The organism is Streptomyces sp. NPDC057694 (assembly GCF_042799415.1).
Lineage (GTDB): Bacteria > Actinomycetota > Actinomycetes > Streptomycetales > Streptomycetaceae > Streptomyces.
On sequence record NZ_JBHVIX010000025.1, the window covers coordinates 90,411 to 115,998 of the forward strand.

22 protein-coding genes are annotated in these 25,588 nt (G+C 71.6%); 5 read left to right on the forward strand and 17 right to left on the reverse strand.

The features are described 5' to 3' along the window. Window positions 1–165 precede the first annotated feature (165 nt). Complete coding sequence (gene glnA / locus ACFVDP_RS35900) at window positions 166–1,575, reverse strand: type I glutamate--ammonia ligase (protein ID WP_363191259.1); 1,410 nt, start codon at window positions 1,573–1,575, stop codon at window positions 166–168. A gap of 189 nt (window positions 1,576–1,764) precedes the next feature. Here glnA and ACFVDP_RS35905 point away from each other — a divergent pair, with 189 nt between their 5' ends. After that, a complete protein-coding gene (locus tag ACFVDP_RS35905; RefSeq protein WP_383499098.1) occupies window positions 1,765–2,232 on the forward strand; it encodes an RDD family protein in 468 nt (155 codons plus the stop codon). Between the two features lie 295 nt (window positions 2,233–2,527). On the opposite strand, the gene ACFVDP_RS35910 is transcribed toward ACFVDP_RS35905, so the two are convergent. The 5 genes from ACFVDP_RS35910 to ACFVDP_RS35930 all read right to left on the reverse strand — a co-directional run bounded on the left by ACFVDP_RS35910 (window position 2,528) and on the right by ACFVDP_RS35930 (window position 6,123). Further along, window positions 2,528–3,229 (reverse strand): DUF4191 domain-containing protein, encoded by a 702-nt coding sequence (locus ACFVDP_RS35910; protein ID WP_383499100.1) that lies wholly within the window; start codon window positions 3,227–3,229, stop codon window positions 2,528–2,530. A gap of 81 nt (window positions 3,230–3,310) precedes the next feature. Continuing rightward, entirely contained in the window at window positions 3,311–3,508 is a 198-nt protein-coding gene (locus tag ACFVDP_RS35915) for a hypothetical protein (RefSeq protein ID WP_111661886.1), read from the reverse strand. Window positions 3,509–3,786: 278 nt separating this feature from the next. Next, window positions 3,787–4,752 (reverse strand): lipoyl synthase, encoded by a 966-nt coding sequence (gene lipA / locus ACFVDP_RS35920; RefSeq protein WP_383499104.1) that lies wholly within the window; start codon window positions 4,750–4,752, stop codon window positions 3,787–3,789. 114 nt (window positions 4,753–4,866) lie between these two features. After that, on the reverse strand, window positions 4,867–5,679 hold the full coding sequence (gene lipB, locus ACFVDP_RS35925; protein ID WP_383499107.1) for a lipoyl(octanoyl) transferase LipB: 813 nt from the start codon (window positions 5,677–5,679) through the stop codon (window positions 4,867–4,869). Window positions 5,680–5,772: 93 nt separating this feature from the next. After that, complete coding sequence (locus ACFVDP_RS35930; RefSeq protein ID WP_383499110.1) at window positions 5,773–6,123, reverse strand: 5-carboxymethyl-2-hydroxymuconate Delta-isomerase; 351 nt, start codon at window positions 6,121–6,123, stop codon at window positions 5,773–5,775. Window positions 6,124–6,360: 237 nt separating this feature from the next. Here ACFVDP_RS35930 and ACFVDP_RS35935 point away from each other — a divergent pair, with 237 nt between their 5' ends. Beyond that, window positions 6,361–7,797: a regulator gene (locus ACFVDP_RS35935; RefSeq protein ID WP_383499113.1), complete on the forward strand. Its 1,437-nt coding sequence runs from the start codon at window positions 6,361–6,363 to the stop codon at window positions 7,795–7,797. Window positions 7,798–7,906: 109 nt separating this feature from the next. On the opposite strand, the gene ACFVDP_RS35940 is transcribed toward ACFVDP_RS35935, so the two are convergent. Beyond that, on the reverse strand, window positions 7,907–9,238 hold the full coding sequence (locus tag ACFVDP_RS35940) for an NAD(P)/FAD-dependent oxidoreductase (RefSeq protein WP_383499115.1): 1,332 nt from the start codon (window positions 9,236–9,238) through the stop codon (window positions 7,907–7,909). A gap of 219 nt (window positions 9,239–9,457) precedes the next feature. Further along, on the reverse strand, window positions 9,458–10,117 hold the full coding sequence (locus tag ACFVDP_RS35945; protein WP_383499118.1) for a TetR family transcriptional regulator: 660 nt from the start codon (window positions 10,115–10,117) through the stop codon (window positions 9,458–9,460). Between the two features lie 117 nt (window positions 10,118–10,234). Here ACFVDP_RS35945 and ACFVDP_RS35950 point away from each other — a divergent pair, with 117 nt between their 5' ends. Further along, window positions 10,235–11,023 carry an SDR family NAD(P)-dependent oxidoreductase gene (locus ACFVDP_RS35950; protein WP_383499121.1) on the forward strand — a complete coding sequence of 263 codons (789 nt, stop codon included), beginning with the start codon at window positions 10,235–10,237 and terminating at the stop codon, window positions 11,021–11,023. 441 nt (window positions 11,024–11,464) lie between these two features. Here ACFVDP_RS35950 and ACFVDP_RS35955 read toward each other — a convergent pair whose 3' ends face one another. Then, entirely contained in the window at window positions 11,465–12,667 is a 1,203-nt protein-coding gene (locus ACFVDP_RS35955; RefSeq protein WP_383499124.1) for a MarP family serine protease, read from the reverse strand. A gap of 102 nt (window positions 12,668–12,769) precedes the next feature. Here ACFVDP_RS35955 and ACFVDP_RS35960 point away from each other — a divergent pair, with 102 nt between their 5' ends. Next, complete coding sequence (locus tag ACFVDP_RS35960) at window positions 12,770–13,555, forward strand: peptidoglycan recognition protein (protein WP_383499207.1); 786 nt, start codon at window positions 12,770–12,772, stop codon at window positions 13,553–13,555. Window positions 13,556–13,572: 17 nt separating this feature from the next. Here ACFVDP_RS35960 and ACFVDP_RS35965 read toward each other — a convergent pair whose 3' ends face one another. Together ACFVDP_RS35965 and ACFVDP_RS35970 are read right to left on the reverse strand one after the other, a co-directional pair. Then, complete coding sequence (locus tag ACFVDP_RS35965) at window positions 13,573–14,943, reverse strand: hypothetical protein (RefSeq protein ID WP_383499127.1); 1,371 nt, start codon at window positions 14,941–14,943, stop codon at window positions 13,573–13,575. Window positions 14,944–15,023: 80 nt separating this feature from the next. Further along, window positions 15,024–15,518 carry a GNAT family N-acetyltransferase gene (locus ACFVDP_RS35970; protein WP_383499130.1) on the reverse strand — a complete coding sequence of 165 codons (495 nt, stop codon included), beginning with the start codon at window positions 15,516–15,518 and terminating at the stop codon, window positions 15,024–15,026. A 32-nt stretch (window positions 15,519–15,550) separates the two neighbouring features. Here ACFVDP_RS35970 and ACFVDP_RS35975 point away from each other — a divergent pair, with 32 nt between their 5' ends. Continuing rightward, on the forward strand, window positions 15,551–16,438 hold the full coding sequence (locus ACFVDP_RS35975) for a TIGR01777 family oxidoreductase (RefSeq protein WP_383499132.1): 888 nt from the start codon (window positions 15,551–15,553) through the stop codon (window positions 16,436–16,438). A 309-nt stretch (window positions 16,439–16,747) separates the two neighbouring features. Here ACFVDP_RS35975 and ACFVDP_RS35980 read toward each other — a convergent pair whose 3' ends face one another. The 6 genes from ACFVDP_RS35980 to lpdA form a co-directional block, all read right to left on the reverse strand. Then, window positions 16,748–17,263, reverse strand: coding sequence for a DUF4240 domain-containing protein (locus ACFVDP_RS35980; RefSeq protein WP_383499210.1), 516 nt, complete (start codon window positions 17,261–17,263; stop codon window positions 16,748–16,750). 97 nt (window positions 17,264–17,360) lie between these two features. After that, on the reverse strand, window positions 17,361–18,338 hold the full coding sequence (locus ACFVDP_RS35985; protein ID WP_383499135.1) for a helix-turn-helix transcriptional regulator: 978 nt from the start codon (window positions 18,336–18,338) through the stop codon (window positions 17,361–17,363). 78 nt (window positions 18,339–18,416) lie between these two features. Then, on the reverse strand, window positions 18,417–21,122 hold the full coding sequence (gene aceE, locus ACFVDP_RS35990) for a pyruvate dehydrogenase (acetyl-transferring), homodimeric type (protein ID WP_383499138.1): 2,706 nt from the start codon (window positions 21,120–21,122) through the stop codon (window positions 18,417–18,419). 306 nt (window positions 21,123–21,428) lie between these two features. Next, the gene (locus ACFVDP_RS35995) at window positions 21,429–22,052 is read right to left on the reverse strand and encodes a GntR family transcriptional regulator (RefSeq protein WP_383499141.1); all 624 of its coding nucleotides are present in this window, start codon (window positions 22,050–22,052) and stop codon (window positions 21,429–21,431) included. A gap of 240 nt (window positions 22,053–22,292) precedes the next feature. After that, entirely contained in the window at window positions 22,293–24,068 is a 1,776-nt protein-coding gene (sucB, locus tag ACFVDP_RS36000; protein WP_383499144.1) for a 2-oxoglutarate dehydrogenase, E2 component, dihydrolipoamide succinyltransferase, read from the reverse strand. A 95-nt stretch (window positions 24,069–24,163) separates the two neighbouring features. Then, window positions 24,164–25,552, reverse strand: coding sequence for a dihydrolipoyl dehydrogenase (gene lpdA, locus ACFVDP_RS36005; protein WP_383499147.1), 1,389 nt, complete (start codon window positions 25,550–25,552; stop codon window positions 24,164–24,166). Between the last annotated feature and the right edge of the window lie 36 nt (window positions 25,553–25,588).

Sequence of the window (25,588 nt, forward strand, 5' to 3'; positions counted from 1 at the left end):
GGGAGGGGGGGGGAAGTAGGGCGGGGGGGAGGGGGGGAGAGACGGGTGGTAGCTCACGGCGTATTCGGCTTTCCTCCCTCCCCCCCCCCCGCGACCCCCCCCCCCCCCCCCCACGGCCCACGCACGGCCCAGAGCGTCGAACAGCGGCTCTGGGCTGCGCGCTTTCTAGATGTCGAAGTACAGCTCGAACTCGTGCGGGTGCGGGCGCAGCTGGATCGGGGCGATCTCGTTCGTGCGCTTGTAGTCGATCCACGTCTCGATCAGGTCGGACGTGAAGACGCCGCCGGCCTGGAGGTACTCGTTGTCCGCCTCGAGGGCGTCGAGGACCGCGGGGAGCGAGGTCGGGACCTGCTGGACGTTCGCGTGCTCCTCGGGAGCCAGCTCGTAGAGGTCCTTGTCGATCGGCTCGGCCGGCTCGATCTTGTTCTTCACGCCGTCCAGGCCGGCCATGAGCAGCGCCGAGAACGCGAGGTACGGGTTCGAGGACGGGTCCGGCGCGCGGAACTCGACGCGCTTGGCCTTCGGGTTCGAGCCCGTGATCGGGATACGCATGGCCGCCGAGCGGTTGCGCTGCGAGTACACCATGTTGACCGGGGCCTCGAAGCCGGGGACCAGGCGGTGGTACGAGTTCACCGTCGGGTTCGTGAAGGCGAGGAGCGACGGGGCGTGCTTCAGGATGCCGCCGATGTAGTAGCGCGCCATGTCCGAGAGGCCCGCGTAGCCCTGCTCGTCGTAGAACAGCGGGTCGCCGCCGGCCCACAGCGACTGGTGGACGTGCATGCCCGAGCCGTTGTCACCGAAGATCGGCTTCGGCATGAAGGTCGCGGTCTTGTTGTTGCGCCAGGCGACGTTCTTCACGATGTACTTGAAGAGCATCAGGTCGTCGGCCGCGGCGAGCAGCGTGTTGAACTTGTAGTTGATCTCCGCCTGGCCGGCCGTGCCGACCTCGTGGTGCTGGCGCTCGACCTGCAGGCCGTTCTTGTCCAGCTCCAGGGAGATCTCGGCGCGCAGGTCGGCGAAGTGGTCGACCGGCGGGGCCGGGAAGTAGCCGCCCTTGTAGCGGACCTTGTAGCCGCGGTTGTTCTCGACGGCGCCGGTGTTCCAGGCGCCCGCCTCGGAGTCGATCTCGTACAGCGAGCGGTTCGCGGAGGTCTCGAAGCGGACCGAGTCGAACACGTAGAACTCGGCCTCGGGGCCGAAGTACGCGGTGTCGGCGATGCCGGTCGACGCGAGGTAGGCCTCGGCCTTCTTCGCCACGTTGCGCGGGTCACGGGAGTACTGCTCGCCCGTGATCGGGTCGTGGATGAAGAAGTTGATGTTGACCGTCTTGTCGCGGCGGAAGGGGTCTACGCGCGCGGTGGACAGGTCGGCGCGGAGCGCCATGTCGGACTCGTGGATGGCCTGGAAGCCGCGGATCGAGGAACCGTCGAAGGCGAGCTCCTCGGTCGGGTCGAACGCCGCAGCCGGCACCGTGAAGTGCTGCATCACACCCGGCAGGTCGCAGAACCGGACGTCGACGAACTTGACGTCCTCGTCCGCGATGAACTTCTTGGCGTCATCGGCGTTCTGGAACATCCAACTCCTCCTACTCCCACCCGGGGAGGGGCGGGGTTTGCAGCTCGGTCGTGGGGCCAGTGCGGTGGCACACGCTGGACCTGACCATAGGCAGACGTGGTTTCTCAAGCATGACCCATTTGTTTCGCCGAAGTTAACCGGACCAGGGGCCCGAGCGGTGTGAGGGACGCGGCGCAGTACCGTGGAGCCGTGGACAACAGGGAAGCAATGGGTTCGTGGCTCTCGGGACCGCGCGAGGCCTTGGAGAACGCGGGAGCGGACTTCGGTTACCGCGGTGAGCAGCTCGGACTTCCGGAGTCCGGGCCCGGCTCGATCGCTCGGCCCGGGCGGCGTGTCGGGGCGCTCGTCGTGGACTGGGCGCTGTGCATGCTGATCGCATACGGCCTGGTCACGCACGGCTACAACCAGGCTACGGGGAACTGGGCGCTGCTCATCTTCCTGGTGCTCGGCGTGCTCACCGTCGGCACCATCGGCTGCACGCCGGGCAAGCGGCTGTTCGGGTTGCGGGTTGTTTCGGAGGCGGGCGGTCGGCTCGGACTGGGCCGGGTCGTGGTCCGCACCGTGCTGCTCTGTGTCGCCATCCCCGCGCTGATCTGGGACCGGGACGGGCGCGGGCTGCACGATCGGCTCGCGAAGTCCGTAGAGGTCCGCATCTGAGCGAGCGTCGTCGGCTGACGGCCGGTGGCCGCTTCTCGCGCAGTTCCCCGCGCCCCTGGGAGCGAGCTCCGCTCGCCCAGGGGCGGGGCATTGGGGGAAGGCGCGCGTCACGGTCTTCAGGGGAAGGCGCGCGCAGCGCATGCCTTCAGGGGCGCGGGGAACTGCGCGACCAGCCCCCACCGGGCCCGCGGACGAACGCGACCAGCCCCCACCGGACCCGCGGACGAACGGAAATGAGGCGGGCCGGAACCCGAAGGTTCCGGCCCGCCTCATTCACGTAGGGACAGCGGCAGCGTCACCGCGTCTTGCCGCCACCCTTCGGCATCCGCATCCCCTTGGGCATCGGACCCTTCGGCAGCGGCATGTTCGACATCAGGTCGCCCATGGCGCGCAGCCGGTCGTTGGTCGACGTCACCTGCGGGCCGTTCAGCACGCGCGGCAGCTTCAGCATGGTGGTGCGGACCTTCTTCAGCGGGGTCTGGCCCTCGCCGTTGCCCACCATGATGTCGTGCACCGGGACGTCCGCCACGATGCGGGCCATCTTCCGCTTCTCGGCCGCGAGCAGGGACTTCACCCGGTTCGGGTTGCCCTCGGCGACGAGCACGATGCCGGCCTTGCCGACGGCGCGGTGCACGACGTCCTGGCTCCGGTTCATCGCGACCGCCGGGGTCGTCGTCCAGCCTCGGCCGATGTTGTCGAGCACCGCGGCCGCCGCTCCGGGCTGGCCTTCCATCTGGCCGAAGGCCGCTCGCTCGGCCCGGCGTCCGAAGACGATCGCCATCGCGAGGAAGGCGAGCAGGAAGCCGAGAATTCCGAGATAGATGGGGTGACCGATCAAGAAGCCGATCGCGAGAAGGACACCGAAGGTGACGATCCCCACAGCCGCGAGTACAAGACCGATTTTGGGGTCGGCCTTGCTGGTCATCTTGTAGGTCAGAGCGATCTGCTTGAGTCGCCCTGGATTCGCAGCGTCCGCTGCCGTGTCCTTCCTCGCCATGTGTCGAAGTCTACGTGGCCGGGGACGCCGCATGAACAGCAGTACGGTCCGGCAGCGTTCCGGGTGGCGGTCGGACGGGTGTCAGCCGCGTGCGGAGACGGCTTCCAGGACCCGCTGGGCCTCGACGCGGTCCTTGGCGCGGCGGCGGTCCTCCAGGACGGAGGTCCAGGCGTTGCGGCGGGCGTGACGCTGGCCGCCGCTCATGAGCAGCGACTCCACGGCGCGCAGTGCGTCGGTGAACGTCGGGATGGCGGTGGCGCGAACGGGCGCGGCCTGCATCGTTGAGGTCCCCCCTCAGAGACGGGTCGGATTGGTCGGCGCGACGGCCAGCTGTGCACGAGCGGTGATTCCAGGGTCACTGATTGGTGTTACCAGTGCATGACCGGACGGTCAAACACCCATGAAACCTTGACGCCTGCGCCGCAAACGTTGACGCGGCCCAGACGGTCGCCCTCATCTGCGAGGACGGCCCGGGCCGCGCCTTACCAGCCATTACCGGCCGGTAGTGTTTTGTGCGTGAATTCACACGGGCGGAGGCCCGCGTTCTCACCGGACGGTCAGACCGCCTGAGAGGCGACGAACGCGCCCCGCTTCTCGATCGCCATCTGGTACAGGCGCCCGGCGCGGTACGAGGAGCGGACCAGCGGGCCCGACATGACGCCGGAGAAACCGATCTGCTCGGCCTCGTCCTTCAGCTCCACGAACTCGGCCGGCTTGACCCAGCGCTCCACGGGGTGGTGGCGCACGGACGGCCGCAGGTACTGCGTGATGGTGACCAGCTCGCAGCCGGCGTCGTGCAGCTGACGCAGCGCCTCGGAGACCTCCTCGCGGGTCTCGCCCATGCCGAGGATCAGGTTCGACTTGGTGACCAGGCCGAACTCGCGCGCCTCCGTGATGACCTTCAGCGAACGCTCGTAGCGGAAGCCGGGGCGGATCCGCTTGAAGATGCGCGGCACCGTCTCCACGTTGTGCGCGAAGACCTCGGGGCGGGACGAGAAGACCTCGGCCAGCTGCTCGGGCACCGCGTTGAAGTCCGGGGCCAGCAGCTCGACCTTCGTGCGGCCCTCGGCGCGCTCGGCGGTCTGCGCGTGGATCTGGCGGACCGTCTCCGCGTACAGCCAGGCGCCGCCGTCCTCCAGGTCGTCGCGGGCGACGCCGGTGATCGTGGCGTAGTTCAGGTCCATCGTGACGACGGACTCACCCACGCGACGCGGCTCGTCGCGGTCGAGGGCCTCGGGCTTGCCGGTGTCGATCTGGCAGAAGTCGCACCGGCGCGTGCACTGGTCGCCGCCGATGAGGAACGTGGCCTCGCGGTCCTCCCAGCACTCGTAGATGTTGGGACAGCCCGCCTCCTGGCAGACCGTGTGCAGGCCCTCGGACTTCACGAGATTCTGCATCTTCGTGTACTCGGGGCCCATTTTCGCCCGCGTCTTGATCCACTCGGGCTTGCGCTCGATGGGGGTCTGGGCGTTGCGGACCTCCAGGCGCAGCATCTTGCGTCCGTCGGGTGCGACTGCGGACACGACCGGCTCCCTAAAGCTTCGATTCCTCGGCGTACATCAGGGTACGCCCGTGATGTACATGGCCCTCACGGGTGGCCAACCTCTGGCCAACGGGGCGCATTCCCCGCCGGACGGTCAGGCGGTGGCCCGCTCGGCCTTCTCGACGAAGCGCGGCTTGAGGTCCGCTCCGCCCAGGACGTGCTGGAGGTGCTTCTCCGCGACCGGCAGCACCTCGTCCATGGTGACCTCGCGGCCGAGTTCGTACGACAGCGAGGTGACGCCCGCGTCCCGGATGCCGCACGGGATGATCTTGTCGAAGTTCGACGTGTCCGGGTTCACGTTCAGCGCGAAGCCGTGCATCGTGACGCCCTTGGCGACCCGGATGCCCATGGCGCAGATCTTGCGGTCCTCGTGCCGCTGGCCCGCGTTCGACGGCGCGTACTCGGGGCCGACCAGGCGGTGGTCGAACTCCTCGTCCTCGCTGCTCAGGCGCGGGTCGAAGTCGAGGGAGAGGCCGCCGATGTTCGTGCGCCGCTCGATCGGGTCGCCGAGGACCCAGACGCCCGCGCGGCCCTCGACCCGGGCCGCCTCGATGCCGAACTCGGCGCAGACCGCGATCACCGCGTCCTCCAGGCGGCGCAGATGCGCGACCACGTCCACCGGGCGCGGCAGCTTCTGGATCGGGTAGCCGACGAGCTGGCCCGGGCCGTGCCAGGTGATCTTGCCGCCGCGGTCCACGTCGATGACGGGGGTGCCGTCCAGCGGGCGCTCCTCGGGGGCGGTGCGCCGGCCCGCGGTGTAGACCGGCGGGTGCTCCAGGAGCAGACAGGTGTCGGGGATCTCGTCGGCGAAGCGGGCGGCGTGCACCCGGCGCTGCTCGTCCCAGGCGACCTGGTAATCGACCATGTCCGCACCGAACCCCAGCCGGACGAACCGGAACTCACTCACGGCAAGCGCCTCCTCAAGAACCAGAACCTTCACCGTGCACGCATCGGTGCACTTGTCGCGCCCCCGGCAAGCGTACGGCGCCCCGCCGGCGCCTCAGTGGGTCGGGTAGAGGCGGTACGAGACGTCCAGGTCGCGCACCTCCACCGAGTACGTCACTCCGGGGACCCCGGACAGATGCTTGTCGAGCAGGGCCAGTACGTCGTCGGAGAGCGCGTTCTTGACCGCCTGTGGACGGCCGGGGAGCAGGCCGACCGACACATGCACGAAGGGGGCCGCGTCCCCGTCCACGTACGAGGCCGAGGGCCGTGCGAACGTCTTGCCGACACCGATCGACCGCACACGGTCGACCACGAGCGGATGCAACTCCGCCACCAGGGCGGATACGTCGAGACCACGGTCCACGCCGACGAGACGGTCGGAGTAGTCGATGTCGATATGAGGCACGGGGAACCTTGAACCTTCCGGTGTAGCGCACACGCATCGTATGACTGTTTCCGGTGGGGACACTCATGCCCCCCGACCGCCCCCGACGGTCCGCGCGCTGTCCACCTTCCTCACCGTTCGTCACACGATCGGATGAAGGGCGGGAGAAGCCCCCGTCGAGGCCGAATATCGCCGTTACAGTCGCGCCGTTCCATGAGGGCTGCACCCCGGCCCGGAAGGCAGGAGACCGCACAGCTGATGACGGAACGACCTCCGCAGCGCACCCCGAACCGCCAGCTCTCCGCGCTCATCGCGGAGGCGGGTTTCTCCAATGCGGGGCTCGCGCGCCGCGTGGACCAGCTAGGGCTGGAACACGGTCTCGATCTCCGCTACGACAAGACATCGGTGACCAGATGGCTGCGCGGGCAGCAGCCGCGGGGCACCACACCCGCACTGATCGCCGAAGTGTTCACCCGGCGCCTCGGCCGCCGCCTCTCCGCCCAGGACCTCGGGCTCGACGCGTGCGCGCCCGTGTACGCGGGCCTGGAGTTCGCGGGCTCGCCCGAGGAGGCCGTCGACATCGTCAGCGGCCTGTGGCGCAAGGACTCCGGCAGCCATGTCGAACTGCGCAAGATCGCGTTCACCCCGGCCGGGCTCGTGGTGCCCAGCCGGGACTGGCTGATCGGCCGCGCCGACGACCGGGTGGGCAGAGGAGAGCTGCCGCCCCGCGTCCCGCCCCAGGGCCGGCCCGGCGTGCCGCGCCAGCGCACCCAGACCGAGCGCGGGCCCGGCCAGAAGGTGACCGGCGGCGACATCGCGGCCCTGCGCTCGGTCGGCGAGCTGTTCCGCGCCCTCGACCACGCCTACGGCGGCGGGCACGCGCGGCAGGCCCTGGTCCGCTACCTGGAGCACGAGGCCGAGCCGATGCTGCGCGGGACCTACGGAGAGCAGACCGGGCGGCGCCTCTTCGACGCCGTCGCCGATCTGACCCGGCTCGCCGGCTGGACCTCGTACGACATCGCGGCGCACGGACTCGCCCAGCGCTACTTCGTCCAGTCGCTGCGGCTCGCGCAGGCCGCCGCCGACCGGATGTACGGCTCGTACGTCCTGGTCACCATGAGCCGCCAGGCCGTGTACCTCGGGCACGGGCGGGAGGCGGTGCAGCTCGCCCGGGTCGCCCAGCAGGGGGTGGGCACGTCGGCGCCGCCGGCCGTCCAGGCCATGCTGCACTCCGTGGAGGCACGCGGGCACGGCGTGCTCGGCGAGGTGCGGGCCTGCACGTCCTCGCTCGTACGGGCGGAGCGGGCGCTCGACGCGGTGCGGCCCGGGGACGAGGTCCCGCACTGGGCGCGGTTCTTCGACGAGGCGCAGATGGCCGACGAGTTCGGGCACTGCTACCGGGACCTCCAGCAGTACCGGGCGGCCGCCCAGCACGCGGAGCGGTCGCTCCAGCTGCGGTCGCCGGGATACGCGCGCAGCCGGCTGTTCTGCCGGGTGGTGCTCGCCTCGGCCCGGCTCGGGCTCGGCGAGCTGGACGCGGCGTGCGCGCTGGGCGCGGAGGCGGCCGCCGCGGCGGCCGACATGCGCTCGGTGCGGGCCCACGAGTACGTGCGCGAGTTCGAGCGGCGCCTGGAGCCGTACCGGGACGCGGGACCCGTGCGCGGGTACCGGGACAAGGTCGCCGCACTGGGCTGACGCCTTTCGGGCGCGTCGGGATTGGGGGCGCCCGCCTCCGGAATGTGCCACGGAGACGGGCGCGATCTTGGGGTGCCCCGACGGATCGAACCAGACGGGGGCGGTGCGCTCAAGCGGCTTTGTCCACCGGGGCGTTCTCCGGAGCCGTGGCCGCGCCCAGATCCGCCAGGACCGCGCGCGCAGCCCGCCGTCCCGAGTGCAGCGCGCCCTGCACGGTGCTGGTGTCCCGGTGGTCCCCGCACACGTACAGGCCGTCGAGCAGGCGCACCGGGCGCCGTGGGTCGTGCGGGGCCGGCATCGCGGGCACGGCGTGCGCGTCGTGGTGCACGGCGAGGGTCTCCCAGTGCCGGGTCGACGTGCCGTAGAGCAGGGCGAGCTGGGTGCGCAGCTCGCCGTCGCCCGGCGGTGGGCCGAGCACCGTAGAGGAGACCAGCGCGCGTCCTGCGGGGGCGCGGCTCGGGTCCACCTGGCTGATCACGGCGGTGTGCGCGGCCGGTCCGAGCCGGTCCGCGTCGAGCAGCAGCGCGGGTTCGGCGAGCGGCGGCTCGGGCGCGGCGTGATGCACCACGGTGACCTGGTGGAAGCGGGGCACGCGCAGGCCCGGCAGGAGCTCGGCGGCGGCGCCCGCGTCGGTCGCCAGCACGACGCCGCGGCACGGGAATTCACCGTGTTCGGCGGTGGTGATCCGGTTCGCGGCGACGGCGGTGACCCGGACCCCCGTGCGCACGGTGCCCGGCGGGAGCCCGGCCGCGAGCAGCTCGGGCAGCGCGTCCGCGCCGCCCTCGGGCACGGCGAGACGGCCGTTCGCGTACGCGTGCAGGGCCAGTTCGGCGCACCGGCTGGACGTCGTCAGACCCGGGTCGCACAGCAGGGCCGAGAGCAGCGGCCGCAGGAAACCGTGCACCGTCCTGGGGGAGAGGCCGCGCTCCGACAGGGCGCGGCCGACGGGGAGTTCGGGGCGGGCCAGCAGCCGTGCGGGCTCGGTCGCGGCGATCCGGGCCAGCGCGGCGCCGAGCCGCGCGTGGTCGAGCGGGCCGCCCAGCTGTGGCCGGGCGCCCCGCACCGGACGCGGGGCGCTCGCCAGGGCGCGCGCCGCGTTCAGCGCCCCCCTCGCGCGCCGGGAGCCGGTCGGTTCTCCCGCGCGGTGGTTGCGGCCCTCGCTGTGCACCAGGACGCCGGGGGAGAAGGGGCGCAGGACGAGGCCGTCAAGGCCCGGCGTGTGGCGCAGTTCGGGATACGAGGTGGAGAGCAGCCGCCCGATCCGGTCGAGCCGGAATCCGTCGACCTTCTCCGTGGTCATGCGGCCGCCGACGCCGGACGCGGCTTCCAGGACCAGGGTTCTCACGCCCGCCCTGGTCAGGTGCTGGGCGACCGAGAGTCCGGCGACCCCGGCGCCCACGACGACGACGGTTCCTGCTGCTGTGTGTGCGGGCTCAAGCACGTGCGCCTCCCCAAGTTGCGCGGCTGTTTGCTGGAGGCGTATGCCCCCGACTCGGCCCCGGAATACGTGAGTTCGGGTCGAGGGTAGGTGGGGTTCCCGTAAAGAAGGGGCCGCGCACGGGGGGCGGTACGGGCGCACGCCTCCGTGCGGAGTGCGCCCCGTCGGGGGTGCGGGGGACCGTGTGCTCCGCCCTGACGGGCCGCGAGCGCGTCTGCGGGGTTACTCGGCCGACGCGGCCGCGGCTCCGTTCTGGCTGATCGCGCAGTTCCCTGCGCCCCTCAGGGCGCGGGTCACCAGGTCGGCGGGGGAACCGGGGCCGGTGACGTCGGCCTTCGAGGTCGCCCAGACCTCCAGGGAGACCCGGATGGCATCCGTGGCGGCGGCCGCGATCAGGCGGAGTTCCAGTTCGCCGGTGCCGGGGCCCACGAGCCGGGTCACGACCGGCAGCAACTGCTCCTCGGACTCCTGGTTCACCCGGTACCAGACGGCGCGCAGGGCCGGATCGTCCTGCGCCGCCCGGAGCAGTCCCCGGGTCCAGCGCAGCGCCTCCGCCGCCGCCTCGCCCGGCTGGGACAGCGAGGCCACCGCCGCCGCCTCCAGAGCCTGGGGGAGCGGTGTCCCGGGGTCCGTCGCGGCCAGCAGTTCGCGCCACTGGGCGCCGCCGGTGGAGAGCAGCGGCGCCACCGCGTCCTGCTTGCTGCGGAAGTACCGGTAGAACGTGCGCAGCGCGACCCCGGCGCGGCCCGCGATCTCCTCCGCCGTCGTGCCGTCGGGGCCCTGCTCGGTGAAGAGTTCGGCGGCGGCGTGCGCGATGTCGAGCTGGGTCGCGGCCTTGCGGCGCTCGGTCAGCGAGAGGGGCGGGTTCACGGGTCGGCTCACCTGAGGAAGCGTAACCGGCACAGAGTCACTGCGGCGCAGAACGCCACTGTGGCAAAACGTGCCACCTGGGCGTACGGTGAACGCCGCACGTCAGAACAAACCCCTCAGGGAGTCGACATGAACCGTTACGCAGGCCGCCGCGCACTCATCACCGGCGGTGGCTCGGGGATCGGCCAGGCCACCGTGCTGCGCATGCTGGCGGAGGGCGGCACGGTCGTCGCCGCCGACGTCAGCGAGGCCGGCCTCCAGGACACCGTCACCAAGGCGGGCGCCGACGCCGGACGTCTCACCACGGTCGTCGTGAACATCGCCGACGAGGCGTCCGTACGCGCGGGTGTCGCTGCCGCGCTGGCCACGCTCGGGGGTCTTGACGTGCTGGTCAACGCGGCCGGCATCCTGCGCTCCTCGCACACCCACGAGACGTCGCTCGCCGACTTCAACCAGGTCGTCGCGGTCAATCTGACCGGTACCTTCCTGATGATCCGCGAGGCGGTCCCGGCGCTGCTGGAGAGTGGCTCCGCCGCCGTCGTGAACTTCAGCTCCACGTCCGCGCTCTTCGCCCACCCGTACATGGTGGCCTACGCGGCCAGCAAGGGCGGCATCCAGTCCATGACGCACGCGCTCGCCGCCGAGTACAGCAAGCAGGGCATACGGTTCACGGCCGTGCAGCCCGGCTCGATCTCTTCCGGCATGACGGACGGGTCCGGCGAGAGCAAGCAGAGCCAGGGGCCCGGGCTGCCCGCCGACACCGACTGGAGCCTCTTCGCGAAGCTGTCGCCCGCGCTGGGGGACGGGGGGTTCGCCGGGCCCGAGGCGGTGGCCGGGGTGGTCGCCATGCTGGCGTCCGACGACGGCCGGTTCATCACGGGCACCGAGGTCCGCATAGACGGTGGCACCCACTACTGAGCCGACGCCACTCGCCTGCGGGTGGGTGGGGGGTGGTCGCGCAGTTCCCCGCGCCCCTTATCGGGTCGTCGTTCGTCTGCGGCCCGGTGGCCGCTTCTCGCGCAGTTCCCCGCGCCCCTGAGATGCGCACTTCGTGCGCCATCTCATCAAAGGCACGCCACCGCCCCTCAGGGGAAGGCGGCGCGGAGCGCCTGCCTCAGGGGCGCGGGGAACGGCGCGAGAAGAGGCCACCGGCCGTCGGCCGACAACGCTCCCAGGGGCGCGGGGAACTGCGCGACCAGCCACCCACCGGCCGTCAGCCGACCGACAACCCATCAGGGGCGCGGGGAACTGCGCGAGAAGCGGCCACCGGCCGTCAGGTCGCAACGAACCTAGGGGCGCGGGGAACTGCGCGACCAGCCCCCACCGGGCCCGCGCTTGCCACCCGACCGAGCCGCCCCCCTACGACGACACCAGTTCCCCGGTGTCCACCGGCGACGTAGAGGAAGCCGCCCGCGCGGCATCCCCCGCCACCTCATCGGCAGTCAGCACATACCCGGTCCCGGCATCCGTGGTGGACCGCGCGAAGACGACCCCGTACACCTCACCGGAGGTGGTGAGCAGGGGCCCGCCCGAGTTCCCCGGCCGCACCGTGGAGCGGATCGAGTAGATCTCGCGGGTGACGCTGCCCTGGCCGTAGATGTTCTGCCCGCCGGCGTCGATGGTGTCGGCGACCGTGGCGGCCTGAAGATCGAGCCCGCCGTTCTGCGGATACCCGGCGACCACGGCGGCATCGCCCCGCGCGGCCTCGTCGTCGAACTTCAGGACGGGAGCGTCGAGATCGGGCACGTACAGCACCGCGACATCCTTGTCCGGGTCGAAGAACACCACCCGCGCCGAGTACGGCCGGCCAACCCCGCCCACCCGGACCGTCGGATCGTCGATGCCCGCGACCACATGCGCGTTGGTCATCACGTGCTGCGACGCGTACACGAAACCGCTGCCCTCGCGGCCCTGGGTGCCCGAGGCGCCCTCCACCTTGACGGTGCTCCGGCTCGCGGCCCGGGTGGCCGCCTTCGTGACGCTGTCCCCCGAGGGCTTGGCGACCTCGGCGGACGGCTCGTGCGAGAACGGGTCGAAGACCTGCGGGAACCCGGCGGAGGTGAGCGCCCCGGTGGCCCGCGAGAACCACGCGGGAGTCGTCGACGGCATCGTGTCCTGCACGGCGCCGAGCACCGTGGAGCCGCGGATCGCCTGGTTCAGGGCCGTCGAGGACGACGAGGCCAGCACGCTGCCCGCCACCCACGCCACGACCAGCACGGCGACCGTGCCCGCCGCGGCCCCGCCGATCCCGTCCGCCACCCGCAGCGGCCCCGGCGCCCGGTCCATCCCGAAGCGCACGCGCGCCGCGAGCAGCCCGGCCAGCGCGTGTCCCGCGAGCGCGGGCAGCAGCACCGTGAGCACGGCGACGAGCGTGGCCGCGGAGGTGCCGGGCGTGACGGTGTCCATCAGGAACGGCAGCAGCCACACACCGACGGCGGCGCCGCCGACGAACCCGGCGAGCGACACACAGCCCGCGAGCAGGCCGCGACGGTAACCGGAGGCCGCGTAGGCCACGGCCACCACGATCAGCGCCACGTCGAGTACGTGGAGGTGCAGGTCCATATCGGTAACAAACGAACGCGGACCCGCCGGTGGTTCCGCCAACTGGCAGACATGTGGCCGACCGCACAGCGCCCGTGACCGGACAGTGGAGACGTGCGTGTGCTGCGAACGGTGCTGTGCTGTCTGCCCGGGGCCCTGGCCCTCGGGCTCCTCGTGCTGTGCGCCGCCGGCGTCGACAGGACCGGGCCCGCACAGCCCCGGACCGAGGCGGGCGCGGCGATGCCCGCGGCCGCGCTGCCGGTGCGGGCCCGCGCGGCCACCGGCGGGGCCCATGCGGGAGCGCTGCCGCGGATCGTGCCGCGCGGCCGGTGGCTCGCGGAGGCCGACACCTACCGGCGTGACCCCGTGCGCTACGGCGACCGCGTCGAGGCGGTCTTCATCCACCACACCGACTCGCCGAACGCCTACGACTGCGCCGACACCCCGCGCATCATCCGCTACCTGTACGCCGGCCAGGCGGGCGGCAGGGCGTGGGACGACATCGGCTACAACTTCCTCGTCGACCGCTGCGGCACCGTCTACGAGGGCCGGGCGGGCGGCGTCGACCGGCCCGTCGTCGGCGCCCACACCCAGGGCTTCAACCAGAACACGGCAGGGATCGCCGCCATCGGCACGTTCACCGAGGGCACGCCGGTGCCGCGCGCCATGACCGACGCGATCGCCGCCGTCGCCGCGTGGAAACTGGGCCTGTCCGGGGTCGACCCGCGCTCCACGGTCCGGCTGGTCTCCAGCAACGGCCACAGCCGCTTCCCGGCGGGCAGCACCGCCGACTTCCTGGCGGTCTCCGGCCACCGGGACGGCTACGAGACGTTCTGCCCGGGCCTGGCCCTGATGGCGGAGCTGCCCGGGATCCGCGAACACGCCGCCCGCCTCCAGGGACGTGTCTGAGCGGAGTCGGAGAAGGCTCAGGCCGGCTTCAGCGTTCCGCCGCCCTTGAGCCGGTAGGACTTGCCGTCCAGCTGCGGGCTGGACTTCGGGTCGTACGTCACCGCGTACCCGTTCCCGTCGATCATCTTGGAGATCTTCTTCGCCACGCCGTCCGACGTGCTCCCGTCGCCGAACGACAGCCCCGCCAGCGTCGACGCCCCGGCCACCGACCAGCGCGCACCGCCGGACAGCGCCAGCGACGCCCCCTTGACCTTGCCGTCCAGCTTCGTCGACCCGGTCAGCTCCAGGTCCGCGGTGGACCCGGCCGCGACCAGCACATCGCCCGTCAGCTTCTCGTCGTCCGCCCGGAAGGTCGCGTCGGCCAGATCCTTGACCCGCAGCAGCGCCCCGCTCTTGGTCTTCACCTCGGCGCCGCCCGACAGCTTCACGTCCGCCGCGCCGCCCCGCACGCTGAACACGTCGCCGTCCGTGGCCAGGAGCGCCCCGTCGTCCATCGTGTACGACTTCTCGCCGTCACCGCGCAGCACGACACCGCCGGCCGCCGCGGTCGCCCGGACGTTCTTCAGGGACAGCGAACCGCCGGCCTCCACCGTGAACGCCTCCGAGTTCGCCAGGTCGAACAGCGTGCCGGAGAGCGAGACGTCACCGGACGTGTGCACCCCCGGCGAACCGCAGCCCGCCGACGTCATCGTGCCGCCCGACACCGTCACCTTCGCCCCGCCGGGCCCCGTCGCGACCGGCGCGGACTGCGCGCCCATGGTGACGATCTGTACGTACGTCAGGTCGAGGACGCCCCCGTACGACGCCAGCACGCCGTGCGAGGACGCGCCCTGCGTGTTGATGCCGCCGCCGCTCAGCGTGGCCCGCGCGTCCTTGCCCGTCGCCGCGACGCCCGTCGAGCCCTTGCCGGTCGTGTAGTACAGGCCGCCGGACAGATCGAGGAGGCCGCCGTCGCGGGCCAGCAGCGCCGCGTTGAGGCCGCGGCCGCCGGCTTCGGGGAGCGACGAGGTGGCGCCGTTCTTGGTCACCTTCGAGTCGTACGTCGACAGCTGCCCCGAACCGGACACCAGGATCGCCGACCGGTCGGCGGTCACCGCACCGAACGTCTTCTTGCGCGGCGCCTTCACCGCACCGCTGTCCAGCGTGTACGCGCCCGTCGCCGCGGGCTGCCCGGCGGCGTCGGCCGACTCCGTCTCCGGCCCGATCGGCTGCGTCGCGCAGCGCTTGCCGCTGGCCGTCGCGGCGGGGGAGGCCACCGGCGGCGCGGCCGTGTCGCCGGCGTCGGAGCAGGCGGTCAGACCGGTCACGGCGAGCGGCAGCAGCAGGACGGAGGCGGTCGCCGTGCCGCGGCGGTGTCCCGGGCGCCGCGGGGTTCGCAGGTGATTCATGGGCACTACGTTCACATCTCGTGTTCTCCGGGGCACCACCGGCACCCCGATATCGGCTGTATCGGCTCTGACGGTGGGCTCTAGAGGGCACGGCCCATGAAGACGTCGTCGACGTACGTACCGTCCAGCAGGAACTCCTCGGGCAGCACGCCCTCGACGGCGAAGCCCTCGGACGCGTACAGCGCCCTGGCCGGGGTGTTGTGGCCGAGGACCCGCAGCGTGATCCGGCGCGCGCCCTGCCGCCGCGCCTGGCCGATCGCCGCCCGCACCAGCATCCGGCCCACGCCGCGGCCGCGCGCCGCGTCGGAGACGGCGAGGCCCTGGATCTGCCGGACGTGCGCGTTCGCCGGGAGCCCGGTGGGGTGACCGAGACGCACGTAGCCCACCAGAGTGCCGTCCAGCTCCGCCACGATGTGGTCCCGCGGGCCGAACCGGTCGGAGAAGAACGGCGGGTAGGGCTGCCGGGCCGGAGGCGTCACCGCGTGCAGGGGAGACCACGTCGCACGGTCGAGACTGCCGAGCGCGTCGTCGTCGTCCGGTTCGGCGAAACGTATCCGAGGCTGTGGCTGAGACATGCGGGCCACTGTATGACCGGCAGGATGGAGTCATGACACGTATCGCGGTGGCAGGTGCCTCAGGACTCATCGGCTCGGCCCTCGTCCGTTCCCTGGCCGGTGACGGGCACGAGGTGCTGCGCCTGGTGCGGCGCGCGCCACGGGGCGCGGACGAGGTCCGGTGGGACCCCAAGGGCGGGCAGCTCGACGCGTCGCGGCTCGCCGGCTGCGAGGCGATCGTCAACCTCGCGGGGGCCGGCGTCGGTGACCATCGCTGGACGGCGGCCTACAAGCGGGAGATCCGGGACAGCCGGGTCCTGGGCACGACCGTGCTCGCCGAGGCGGCGGCCGCGCTGCCCGAGCCGCCCCGCGTCTTCCTCAACGGCAGCGCCGTCGGCTATTACGGCGACACCGGGGCGCGGGCCGTCGACGAGGGCGCGGCGGCCGGGGACGGGTTCCTGCCCGGGGTGTGCGTGGAGTGGGAGGCCGCCACGGCGCCCGCCCATCAGGCCGGGATCCGTACCGTGCTGGCCCGCACCGGGCTGGTCGTCTCCCGGGACGGCGGGGCCTGGGGCAAGCTCTTCCCGCTGTTCAAGGCGGGGCTCGGGGGGCGGCTCGGGGACGGGCGGCAGTACTGGCCGTACATCGCGCTGCACGATCACGTCGCGGCGTTGCGGCATCTTCTGGATACGGAGTCGGTGGCCGGGCCGGTGAATCTGACGGCGCCGCATCCGGCGACCAATCGTGAGGTCACCGCTGCCATGGGGCGGGTGCTGCGGCGCCCCGCGCTGTTCCCCGTCCCGGCGCCGGTGCTCCGCACGGTGCTGGGCGAGATGGCGGGCGACGTCCTCGGCTCGACCCGGGCCGTCCCGACGCGCCTCCTGGAGTCCGGCTTCGACTTCGCGTTCCCCGGGCTGGAGGACGCCATCCGGGCTGCGTGAAGCTGTGCGTCGGCGGGTGCGGGGTGCGTCGTGGCTCTTGTCGGGTTGTTGGTCGTGCGCGGGCCGGTGGCCGCTTCTCGCGCAGTTCCCCGCGCCCCTGGAGATGCGCACTTCGTGCGCCATCTCCATCAGAGGCGCGCGAAGCGCAGCCTCCAAGGGGAGGCTGCGCGCAGCGCATGCCTCAGGGGCGCGGGGAACTGCGCGAGAAGCGGCCACCGGCCGGCAGGTGGCGACGAACCCCCGTGGGGCAGACGCGGATCATTCAGGGGCGCGGGGAACTGCGCGAACAGCCACCCACCGGGCGACCGGCTATCCGAAGCGGTGCGTCAGGTTGGGGTACAGGTCCGCCAGCGCCGATGAGTTCTCGAAGTCGATCGGCGTGCCCTCCGGTTCGGCCGGGGCCGGCGGGATGCCGAGGTCGGCGGCGACGGTGCCGGTCAGCTCCTCGTAGGCCTCGTCGGCGGCATAGCCCAACTCTTCCCCGTCCCCGTCCACCTCGTCGTCGAACTCCCCCAACAGCTCGGCCAACGAGTCGGGATCGTGCAGCGCCCCCTCGAAGACCTCCCGGCCCTGCCCGATCAGCCAGCACCGGAAGAAGTCGAAGGAGTCGTCGCTCGCGCCACCGAGCAGCACCCAGGCCGCGCCCCACAGATCCCACCGGTACGCCCGGTTGTAGCGGGACTCGAAGTGGCGGGCGAAATCGAGCACCCGGTCGGGATCGAACTGCAGCAGTCTGTCGACGAGCAGCTCGGCATGGTCCTCGGGGTCGCCCTCGGCGGCCTCGCGGGTGCTGTCCACGATCTCCCAGAACTCGGTCTCGTCCATCACGGGTCAAGCATCGGCCCTGGACCCTGGGGGCGCACGCGGAGCGGCGGAGGAACGCCACTTCGTTATGCATGCACATGCCCAGGGCACCCGCCGCTCACCCGTACCATCCGCCCATCCGCCGCGCCGCGGCCACGAACCGCTCCCGCAGCGCGTCCGGAGCCACCACCTCCGCCTCCGGGCCGAGCGTCATGAGCTGCGTGTACGCGACGTCCTCCGACTCGACCGGCAGCGTCACGGTCACCCGCCCGTCGGCCTCTGCCCCGGCCGTGGCCAGGGCCTCCCGTGCGGACACCTGGCCCGTGACGTACGGCAGCTGCCGTACGCCGGAAGCCGTCAGCCGCACCACGACCTCGGCCCGCAGGATCGCCCGGGCGAACTCCTCGGCACGCTCCGCCCAGAACGCGGGCAGTTCGAACTCCTCGTCGCGCTCGAAGCGCCGGGCATCGGCCGGCACCGCCACCGACTCGATCCGGTCGATGCGGTACACCCGGAAATCGCGAGCATCGTCGCGCACCCGCGCCGCCAGGTACCAGACACCGGCCTTCAGCACGAGCCCGTACGGCTCCAGCTCCCGCTCCACGACCGAGCCCTGTCTGCCGTACGAGACCCGCAGCACCAGGTCGTCCCAGACCGCCTCGGCGATCGAGGGCAGCAGCTCGGGCGTGCGCGGCTCGTGGAACCAGCCCGGCGCGTCCAGATGGAAGCGCTGCGCCGCCGTCCGCGACGCGTCCCGCAGCGACGGCAGCAGCGCCGCCGACACCTTCAGCCGGGCCGCCGACGCCGCGTCGTCCAGGCCCATCTCGCGCAGCGCCCCCGGCACCCCGGACAGGAACAGCGCCTCCGCCTCACCGCGCGCGAGCCCGGTCAGACGCGTGCGATAGCCGCCGATGAGGCGGTAGCCACCGGCCCGGCCGCGGTCCGCGTAGACCGGGACGCCCGCCTCGCTCAGCGCCTGCGCGTCCCGTGTGACGGTCCGCTCGGAAACCTCCAGCTCGCGCCCCAGCTCCGCAGCGGTCATCGACGGCCGCGACTGGAGCAGGAGCACCATCTTGATCAGGCGGGCAGCACGCATGCCGCCCATCATGCCGCCCGGGTACGACAACGCCCCCGCCGTCACCGGCGGGGGCGTCATCAGCCACGTACGGGAGCCTTACAGGCCGTAGCGCTCGCGCGCCTCCTTCACGGCCGTCGCCTTGACCTCGCCGCGGCGGGCGAGCTGGGCGAGGGCCGCGACGACGATCGACTCGGCGTCGACGCCGAAGTGACGGCGGGCGTCCTCACGGGTGTCGGAGAGGCCGAAGCCGTCCGCACCGAGCGAGGTGTAGTCCTGCTCGACCCACTGCGCGATCTGGTCCGGAACCTGGCGCATGTAGTCGGAGACGGCCAGGACCGGGCCCTGCGCGCCGGAGAGCGCCTGACGGACGAACGGGATCCGCTCCTCGCCCTTCAGCAGCGCCTCGTCGGCCTCCAGGGCGTCACGGCGCAGCTCGGTCCAGGAGGTGGCCGACCACACGTCGGCGGCCACGCCCCACTCCTCGGCGAGCAGCTGCTGCGCCTTGAGGGTCCAGTGGATGGCCGTACCGGAACCGATGAGGTTGATGCGCGGCGCGTTGGCTGCCGCCACGTCCACACCCGCGGTCTCCGCCGTGTTGAAGCGGTACAGGCCCTTGATGATGGCCTCGTCGAGACCCTCCACGCCCGGCTTGGCCGGCTGCGGCATCGGCTCGTTGTAGACCGTCAGGTAGTAGAAGACGTCCTGGTCCTCGCCCGGCTTGGCCTCGCCGTACATACGGCGCAGACCTTCCTTCATGATGACCGCGATCTCGTACGCGAAGGCCGGGTCGTACGACAGGGCCGCCGGGTTGGTCGCCGCGATCATCGGCGAGTGGCCGTCCGCGTGCTGGAGGCCCTCACCGGTCAGCGTCGTCCGGCCCGCGGTGGCGCCGACGACGAAGCCGCGGCCCATCTGGTCGGCGAGCTGCCAGAACTGGTCGCCGGTGCGCTGCCAGCCGAACATCGAGTAGAAGATGTACAGCGGGATCATCTGCTCGCCGTGCGTCGAGTACGACGTGGCGGCGGCGATGAAGTCGGCGAGCGAGCCCGCCTCGTTGATCCCCTCGTTGAGGATCTGGCCCGACTGCGACTCCTTGTAGTACATGAGCTGGTCACGGTCGACCGGGTCGTACGTCTGCCCCTTGGGCGAGTACAGGCCGAGCGACGGGAACAGCGACTCCATGCCGAAGGTGCGCGCCTCGTCGGGGATGATCGGCACCCAGCGCTTGCCGGACGTCTTGTCCCGTACGAGGTCCTTCAGGAGCCGTACGAGCGCCATCGTCGACGCGACCGACTGGTTGCCGGAGCCCTTGTCGAACGAGGCGAACGCCTTGTCGGCGGGCGCGGGCAGCGGCGCGAGCGGCTGCGTACGGCGGGCCGGGGCCGGGCCACCGAGGGCGGCACGGCGCTCGGCGAGGTAGCGCAGCTCGGGCGAGCCCTCGGCGGGACGCGCGTACGGAACGACACCGTCCTCGAAGCGGCTGTCCGGGATCGGCAGGTCAAGGAGGTCACGCATCCCCTTGAACTCGTCGATCGTCAGCTTCTTCATCTGGTGGTTGGCGTTCTTCGACTCGAAGCCCTTGCCGAGCGTGAAGCCCTTCACGGTCTGCGTGAGGATCACGGTCGGCGCGCCCTTGTGCTCGACGGCCGCGCGGTACGCCGCGTACACCTTGCGGGGCTCGTGGCCGCCGCGCGAGACGTGGAAGCACTCGGAGATCTTGTCGTCGGACAGCACCTTCGCGAGCTCGATCAGCGCCGGGCTGGTGCCGAAGAAGTTCTCGCGGATGTAGGCGACGTCGCGCGTCTGGTACGTCTGGAACTGGGCGTCCGGGACCTCACGGAGCCGCTCCTGGAGCGCGCCGGTGGTGTCGAGCTGGAACAGCTCGTCCCACGCGTTGCCCCACATCGACTTGATGACGTTCCAGCCGGAGCCGCGGAACTGCGCCTCGAGCTCCTGCACGACGCGGAAGTTCGGACGGACCGGGCCGTCCAGGCGCTGCAGGTTGCAGTTGATGACGAAGGTCAGGTTGTCGAGACCCTCGCGGGCGGCGAGCGTGAGCGCCGAGGTCGACTCGGGCTCGTCCATCTCGCCGTCGCCGAGGAAGGCCCAGACGTGCGAGTTCGAGGTGTCCTTGATGTTCCGCGCGGTCAGGTAGCGGTTGAACCGCGCCTGGTAGATCGCGGACAGCGGGCCGAGGCCCATGGACACGGTCGGGAACTCCCACAGCCACGGAAGGCGGCGCGGGTGCGGGTACGACGGCAGGCCGTTGCCCCCCGCCTCGCGGCGGAAGTTGTCGAGCTGCGCCTCGGAGAGGCGGCCGTCGAGGAAGGCGCGGGCGTAGATGCCGGGGGAGGCGTGGCCCTGGATGTACAGCTGGTCGCCGGAGCCGTCGCCCTCCTTCCCGCGGAAGAAGTGGTTGAAGCCGGTCTCGTACAGCCAGGCGGCCGACGCGAAGGTGGCGATGTGGCCGCCGACGCCGTGCTTGCTGCCACGGGTCACCATCGCGGCCGCGTTCCAGCGGTTGTACGCGGTGATCTTGGCTTCCAGCTCCTCGTCACCGGGGAAGTCCGGCTCGGCGGAGGTGGGGATCGAGTTGATGTACTCGGTCGACAGGAGCTTGGGCAGCGGCAGGCCGCCGGCCTCGCCGCGCTCCAGCGTGCGCCGCATCAGCTGCGCGGCACGGTGCGGCCCGGCCGCCTGGGTAACGGCGTCCAGGGAGGCCTGCCATTCGGCGGTCTCCTCGGGGTCGCGGTCCGGGAGCTGGTCGAGCTCGCTCGGCTGGATGCGCATGGGGTCGGTCATAGTCGCCGCACGCCTTCCTGAGTCGAAGGGGGTGGGGTTGGGTGCCCTTTGTCTTTGGCAGGACAGGGCGAGGTCCCGGTGGGGACCCGTCGGCGACTGTAACTCCCTGATCGATGATCGATCAAAGGGTTGAAGGGCAAAACCTCTTCAGATCAAGAAAGTAGGCACAGCGTGCCCTGATGGAGGGCACGCAGTGCCCCTCCGGGGGTGCGGGGCTGTGACATGTGCGACTCCGTCGCGTGGGCGCGATCAGCCACACACGGCGATCACCCTGCGACGCACCGCACACGGCAGACGAGACGCAGCTCACGCGCGCGGAGCACACCCCAGAACATGCGCCTTGACCAGCGCCGCGATATCAGGATCCCGCCGCTGAAAAGCGGAAACGAGATCGGCGTGCTCCTCGGCGTACGACTGCTGAACCGTCCCCAGCCACCGGATGGACAACGCCGTGAACACCTCGATCCCGAGCCCCTCCCAGGTGTGCAGCAGCACCGAGTTCCCCGCGGCCCGCACCATCTCCCGGTGAAAACCGACGGTGTGCCGCACCTGAGCGGTCCCGTCGGTCTCCCGGTCGGCGACGTACAACGCGGCGACATGCGGCTCAAGGGCCGAGCAGTCCCCGGCGAGCCGCTCGGCGGCCAGCTCGGCCGCGATGGCCTCCAGGCCCGCACGCACCGGGTAGCTCTCCTCCAGATCCGCCGCGGAGAGGTTCCGTACGCGCACGCCCTTGTTCGGCGCCGACTCGATCAGCCGCAGCGACTCCAGCTCGCGCAGCGCCTCCCGTACGGGCGTCTGGCTGACCTCCAGCTCGGTGGCGATGCGGCGCTCCACGATCCGCTCGCCCGGCTTCCAGCGGCCGCTGACGATCCCCTCCACGATGTGCTCGCGGATCTGTTCGCGCAGCGAGTGGATGACGGGCGCGGTCATGGGGGGCTCCTTGGCTGTACGGACCCGGTGGCTCGGCAGGGACCCTTAGACAATACGGCCGGGCCCCTGGACAGAAAGGGCACCGTCGCCCTTGCCACGGGTGATGCCGGTTACAGAGACGTGCCCGGCGTGCGCGCGACCATTCTGCTGCGGCGGCACGCAACCGTGGTGCGGACACGACGAGGCCCCCGTCCGGAGCGGAACTCCGGACGGGGGCCTCGTCGCTGGTGAAGCTGCTGCTTACAGACCCAGCTCGGCGGTGAACTCGCCGGCCTCGAGGATCTGCTTGACCGTGGTCAGGTAGCGGGCGGCGTCCGCGCCGTCCACCAGACGGTGGTCGTAGGAGAGCGTCACGTACGTCATGTCACGGACGGCGATCGTGTCACCGAGCTCCGGGTCCGAGATGACGACCGGGCGCTTGACCGTGGCACCGATGCCCAGGATGGCGACCTGGTTCGGCGGGACGATGACCGTGTCGAAGAGCGCACCGCGCGAGCCCGTGTTGGAGATCGTGAAGGTGGCGCCCGACAGGTCGTCCGGGGCGATCTTGTTCGTGCGGACCTTGTTGGCCAGCTCCGCGGTCTTCTTGGCGATGCCCGCGATGTTCAGGTCACCGGCACCCTTGATGACCGGGGTCATCAGGCCCTTCTCCGAGTCGACGGCGATGCCGACGTTCTCGGAGTCGAAGTAGGTGATGGTGCCCTCGTCGTAGTTCAGGCGGGCGTTGATGACCGGGTGGGCCTTCAGCGCCTGGACGGCGGCCTTGACGAAGAACGGCATCGGGGAGAGCTTGACGCCCTCGCGGGCGGCGAAGCCGTCCTTGGCCTTGTTGCGGAGCTTCATCAGCTTGGTGATGTCGACCTCGATGACCGAGGACAGCTGAGCCTGCTCCTGCAGCGCCTTGTGCATGTTGTCCGCGATGGCCTTGCGGATGCGCGGCAGCTTGACCGTCTGGCCGCGCAGGGGCGAGGCCTCCAGGGTCGGGGCCTTCGGCGCGGCGGCGGCGGCCGGGGCAGCGGCCGGGGCCTTCGCCTTCGCGGCCTCGGCGGCGGCGATGACGTCCTGCTTGCGGATCCGGCCACCGACGCCGGAACCCTGGACGGTGGACAGGTCCACGCCCTGCTCGGACGCGAGCTTGCGCACCAGCGGGGTCACGTAGGCGCCGTCGTCCGCCGGGGTGGCGGCGGGCTTGGCCGGAGCGGCCGGGGCGGCGGGCTGCGCCGGCGCGGGGGCCGGGGCGGCCGGCTGGGCCGGAGCCGGGGCGGCGGCGGCCGGAGCGGCCGGAGCCGCGGGGGCCGGAGCCGGAGCCGGAGCGGCGGGCTGCGCCGGGGCGGCAGGCGCGGCCGGGGCCTCCTGAGCCGGGGCCGGGGCGGCCGGAGCAGCCGGGGCGGCGGCGGCCGGAGCGGCACCGGGAGCACCGATGACGGCGAGCTTGGCGCCGACCTCGGCGGTCTCGTCCTCACCGACGACGATCTCCAGGAGAACGCCGGCGACAGGGGAGGGGATCTCGGTGTCGACCTTGTCGGTCGAGACCTCGAGCAGCGGCTCGTCCTCCGCGACCTCCTCGCCGACCTCCTTCAGCCAGCGGGTCACGGTGCCCTCGGTGACGGACTCGCCCAGGGCGGGCAGCGTCACGTCGGTGCCCTCGGCGGAACCGCCGGAGGCAGCGGGGGCGGCAGGGGCCTCCTGCGCGGGGGCGGGCTGCTCCTGGGCAGGGGCCGGGGCCTCGGCGGCGGGGGCGGCCTGCTGCGGGGCCTCCTGGGGGGCGGGGGCGCCCGAGCCGTCGTCGATGACGGCCAGCTCTGCGCCGACCTCGACCGTCTCGTCCTCGGCGACCTTGATGGAGGCCAGGACACCGGCAGCGGGGGAGGGGATCTCGGTGTCGACCTTGTCGGTCGAGACCTCGAGCAGCGGCTCGTCGACCTCGACGCGCTCGCCCTCCGCCTTGAGCCAGCGGGTGACAGTGCCCTCGGTGACGCTCTCACCGAGCGCCGGAAGGGATACGGAAACCGCCATGGTTTCTGTTGCTCCTTAACGATGTGCAGTGCGCGGCAACGCAGTGCGGAAGTCTGGTGGTCGGTCGTCGCGCCCGGTTGCGACGGGGGCGGGGCTCAGTCGTGCGAGTGCAGCGGCTTGCCCGCGAGCGCCAGGTGGGCCTCGCCGAGCGCCTCGTTCTGCGTCGGGTGGGCGTGGATGAGCTGGGCGACCTCGGCGGGCAGCGCTTCCCAGTTGTAGATCAGCTGGGCTTCGCCGACCTGCTCGCCCATGCGGTCGCCGACCATGTGGACGCCGACCACGGCACCGTCCTTGACCTGGACGAGCTTGATCTCGCCCGCGGTCTTGAGGATCTTGGACTTGCCGTTGCCCGCCAGGTTGTACTTCAGAGCGACGACCTTGTCCGCGCCGTAGATCTCCTTGGCCTTGGCCTCGGTGATACCGACGGAGGCGACCTCCGGGTGGCAGTACGTCACCCGCGGCACACCGTCGTAGTCGATCGGCACGGTCTTGATACCGGCCAGCCGCTCCGCCACCAGGATGCCCTCTGCGAAGCCGACGTGCGCGAGCTGGAGCGTCGGGACGAGGTCACCGACGGCCGAGATCGTCGGCACGTTGGTCTGCATGTACTCGTCGACCAGGACGTAGCCGCGGTCCATCGCGACGCCCTGCTCCTCGTAGCCGAGACCGGCCGAGACGGGGCCACGACCGATGGCGACGAGGAGTACCTCGGCCTCGAAGGTCTTGCCGTCGGCGAGGGTGACGCGGACGCCGTCCTGCGTGTACTCGGCCTTCTCGAAGAACGTGCCGAGGTTGAACTTGATGCCGCGCTTGCGGAACGCCCGCTCAAGAAGCTTGGAGCTGTTCTCGTCCTCGAGCGGGGCGAGGTGCTTGAGGCCCTCGACGATGGTGACGTCGGTGCCGAAGGACTTCCACGCCGAGGCGAACTCGACGCCGATGACGCCGCCGCCCAGGATGACCGCGGACTTCGGAACCCGGTCCAGCGTCAGCGCGTGGTCCGAGGAGATGACGCGGTTGCCGTCGATCTCCAGGCCCGGCAGCGACTTCGGCACGGAGCCGGTCGCGAGGAGCACGTGGCGGCCCTGGATGCGCTGGCCGTTGACATCCACGGACGTCGGGGAGGAGAGCTTGCCCTCACCCTCGATGTACGTCACCTTGCGGGAGGCGATGAGCCCCTGCAGGCCCTTGTAGAGGCCGGAGATGACCTCGTCCTTGTACCGCAGCACGGCGGGCATGTCGATGCCCTCGAAGGTGGCCTTCACGCCGAACTGCTCGGACTCTCGGGCCTGGTCGGCGATCTCACCGGCGTGCAGAAGCGCCTTGGTGGGGATGCAGCCGACGTGCAGGCAGGTACCGCCGACCTTGTTCTTCTCGATCAGGGCGACGTCCAGGCCCAGCTGCGCTCCGCGCAGGGCCGCGGCGTAACCGCCACTGCCACCGCCGAGGATCACTAGGTCGAAAACGGTGCTGGCGTCGTTCGCCACGTCACGTCCTCCATGCATGTGCGCCGTACGCCGGTC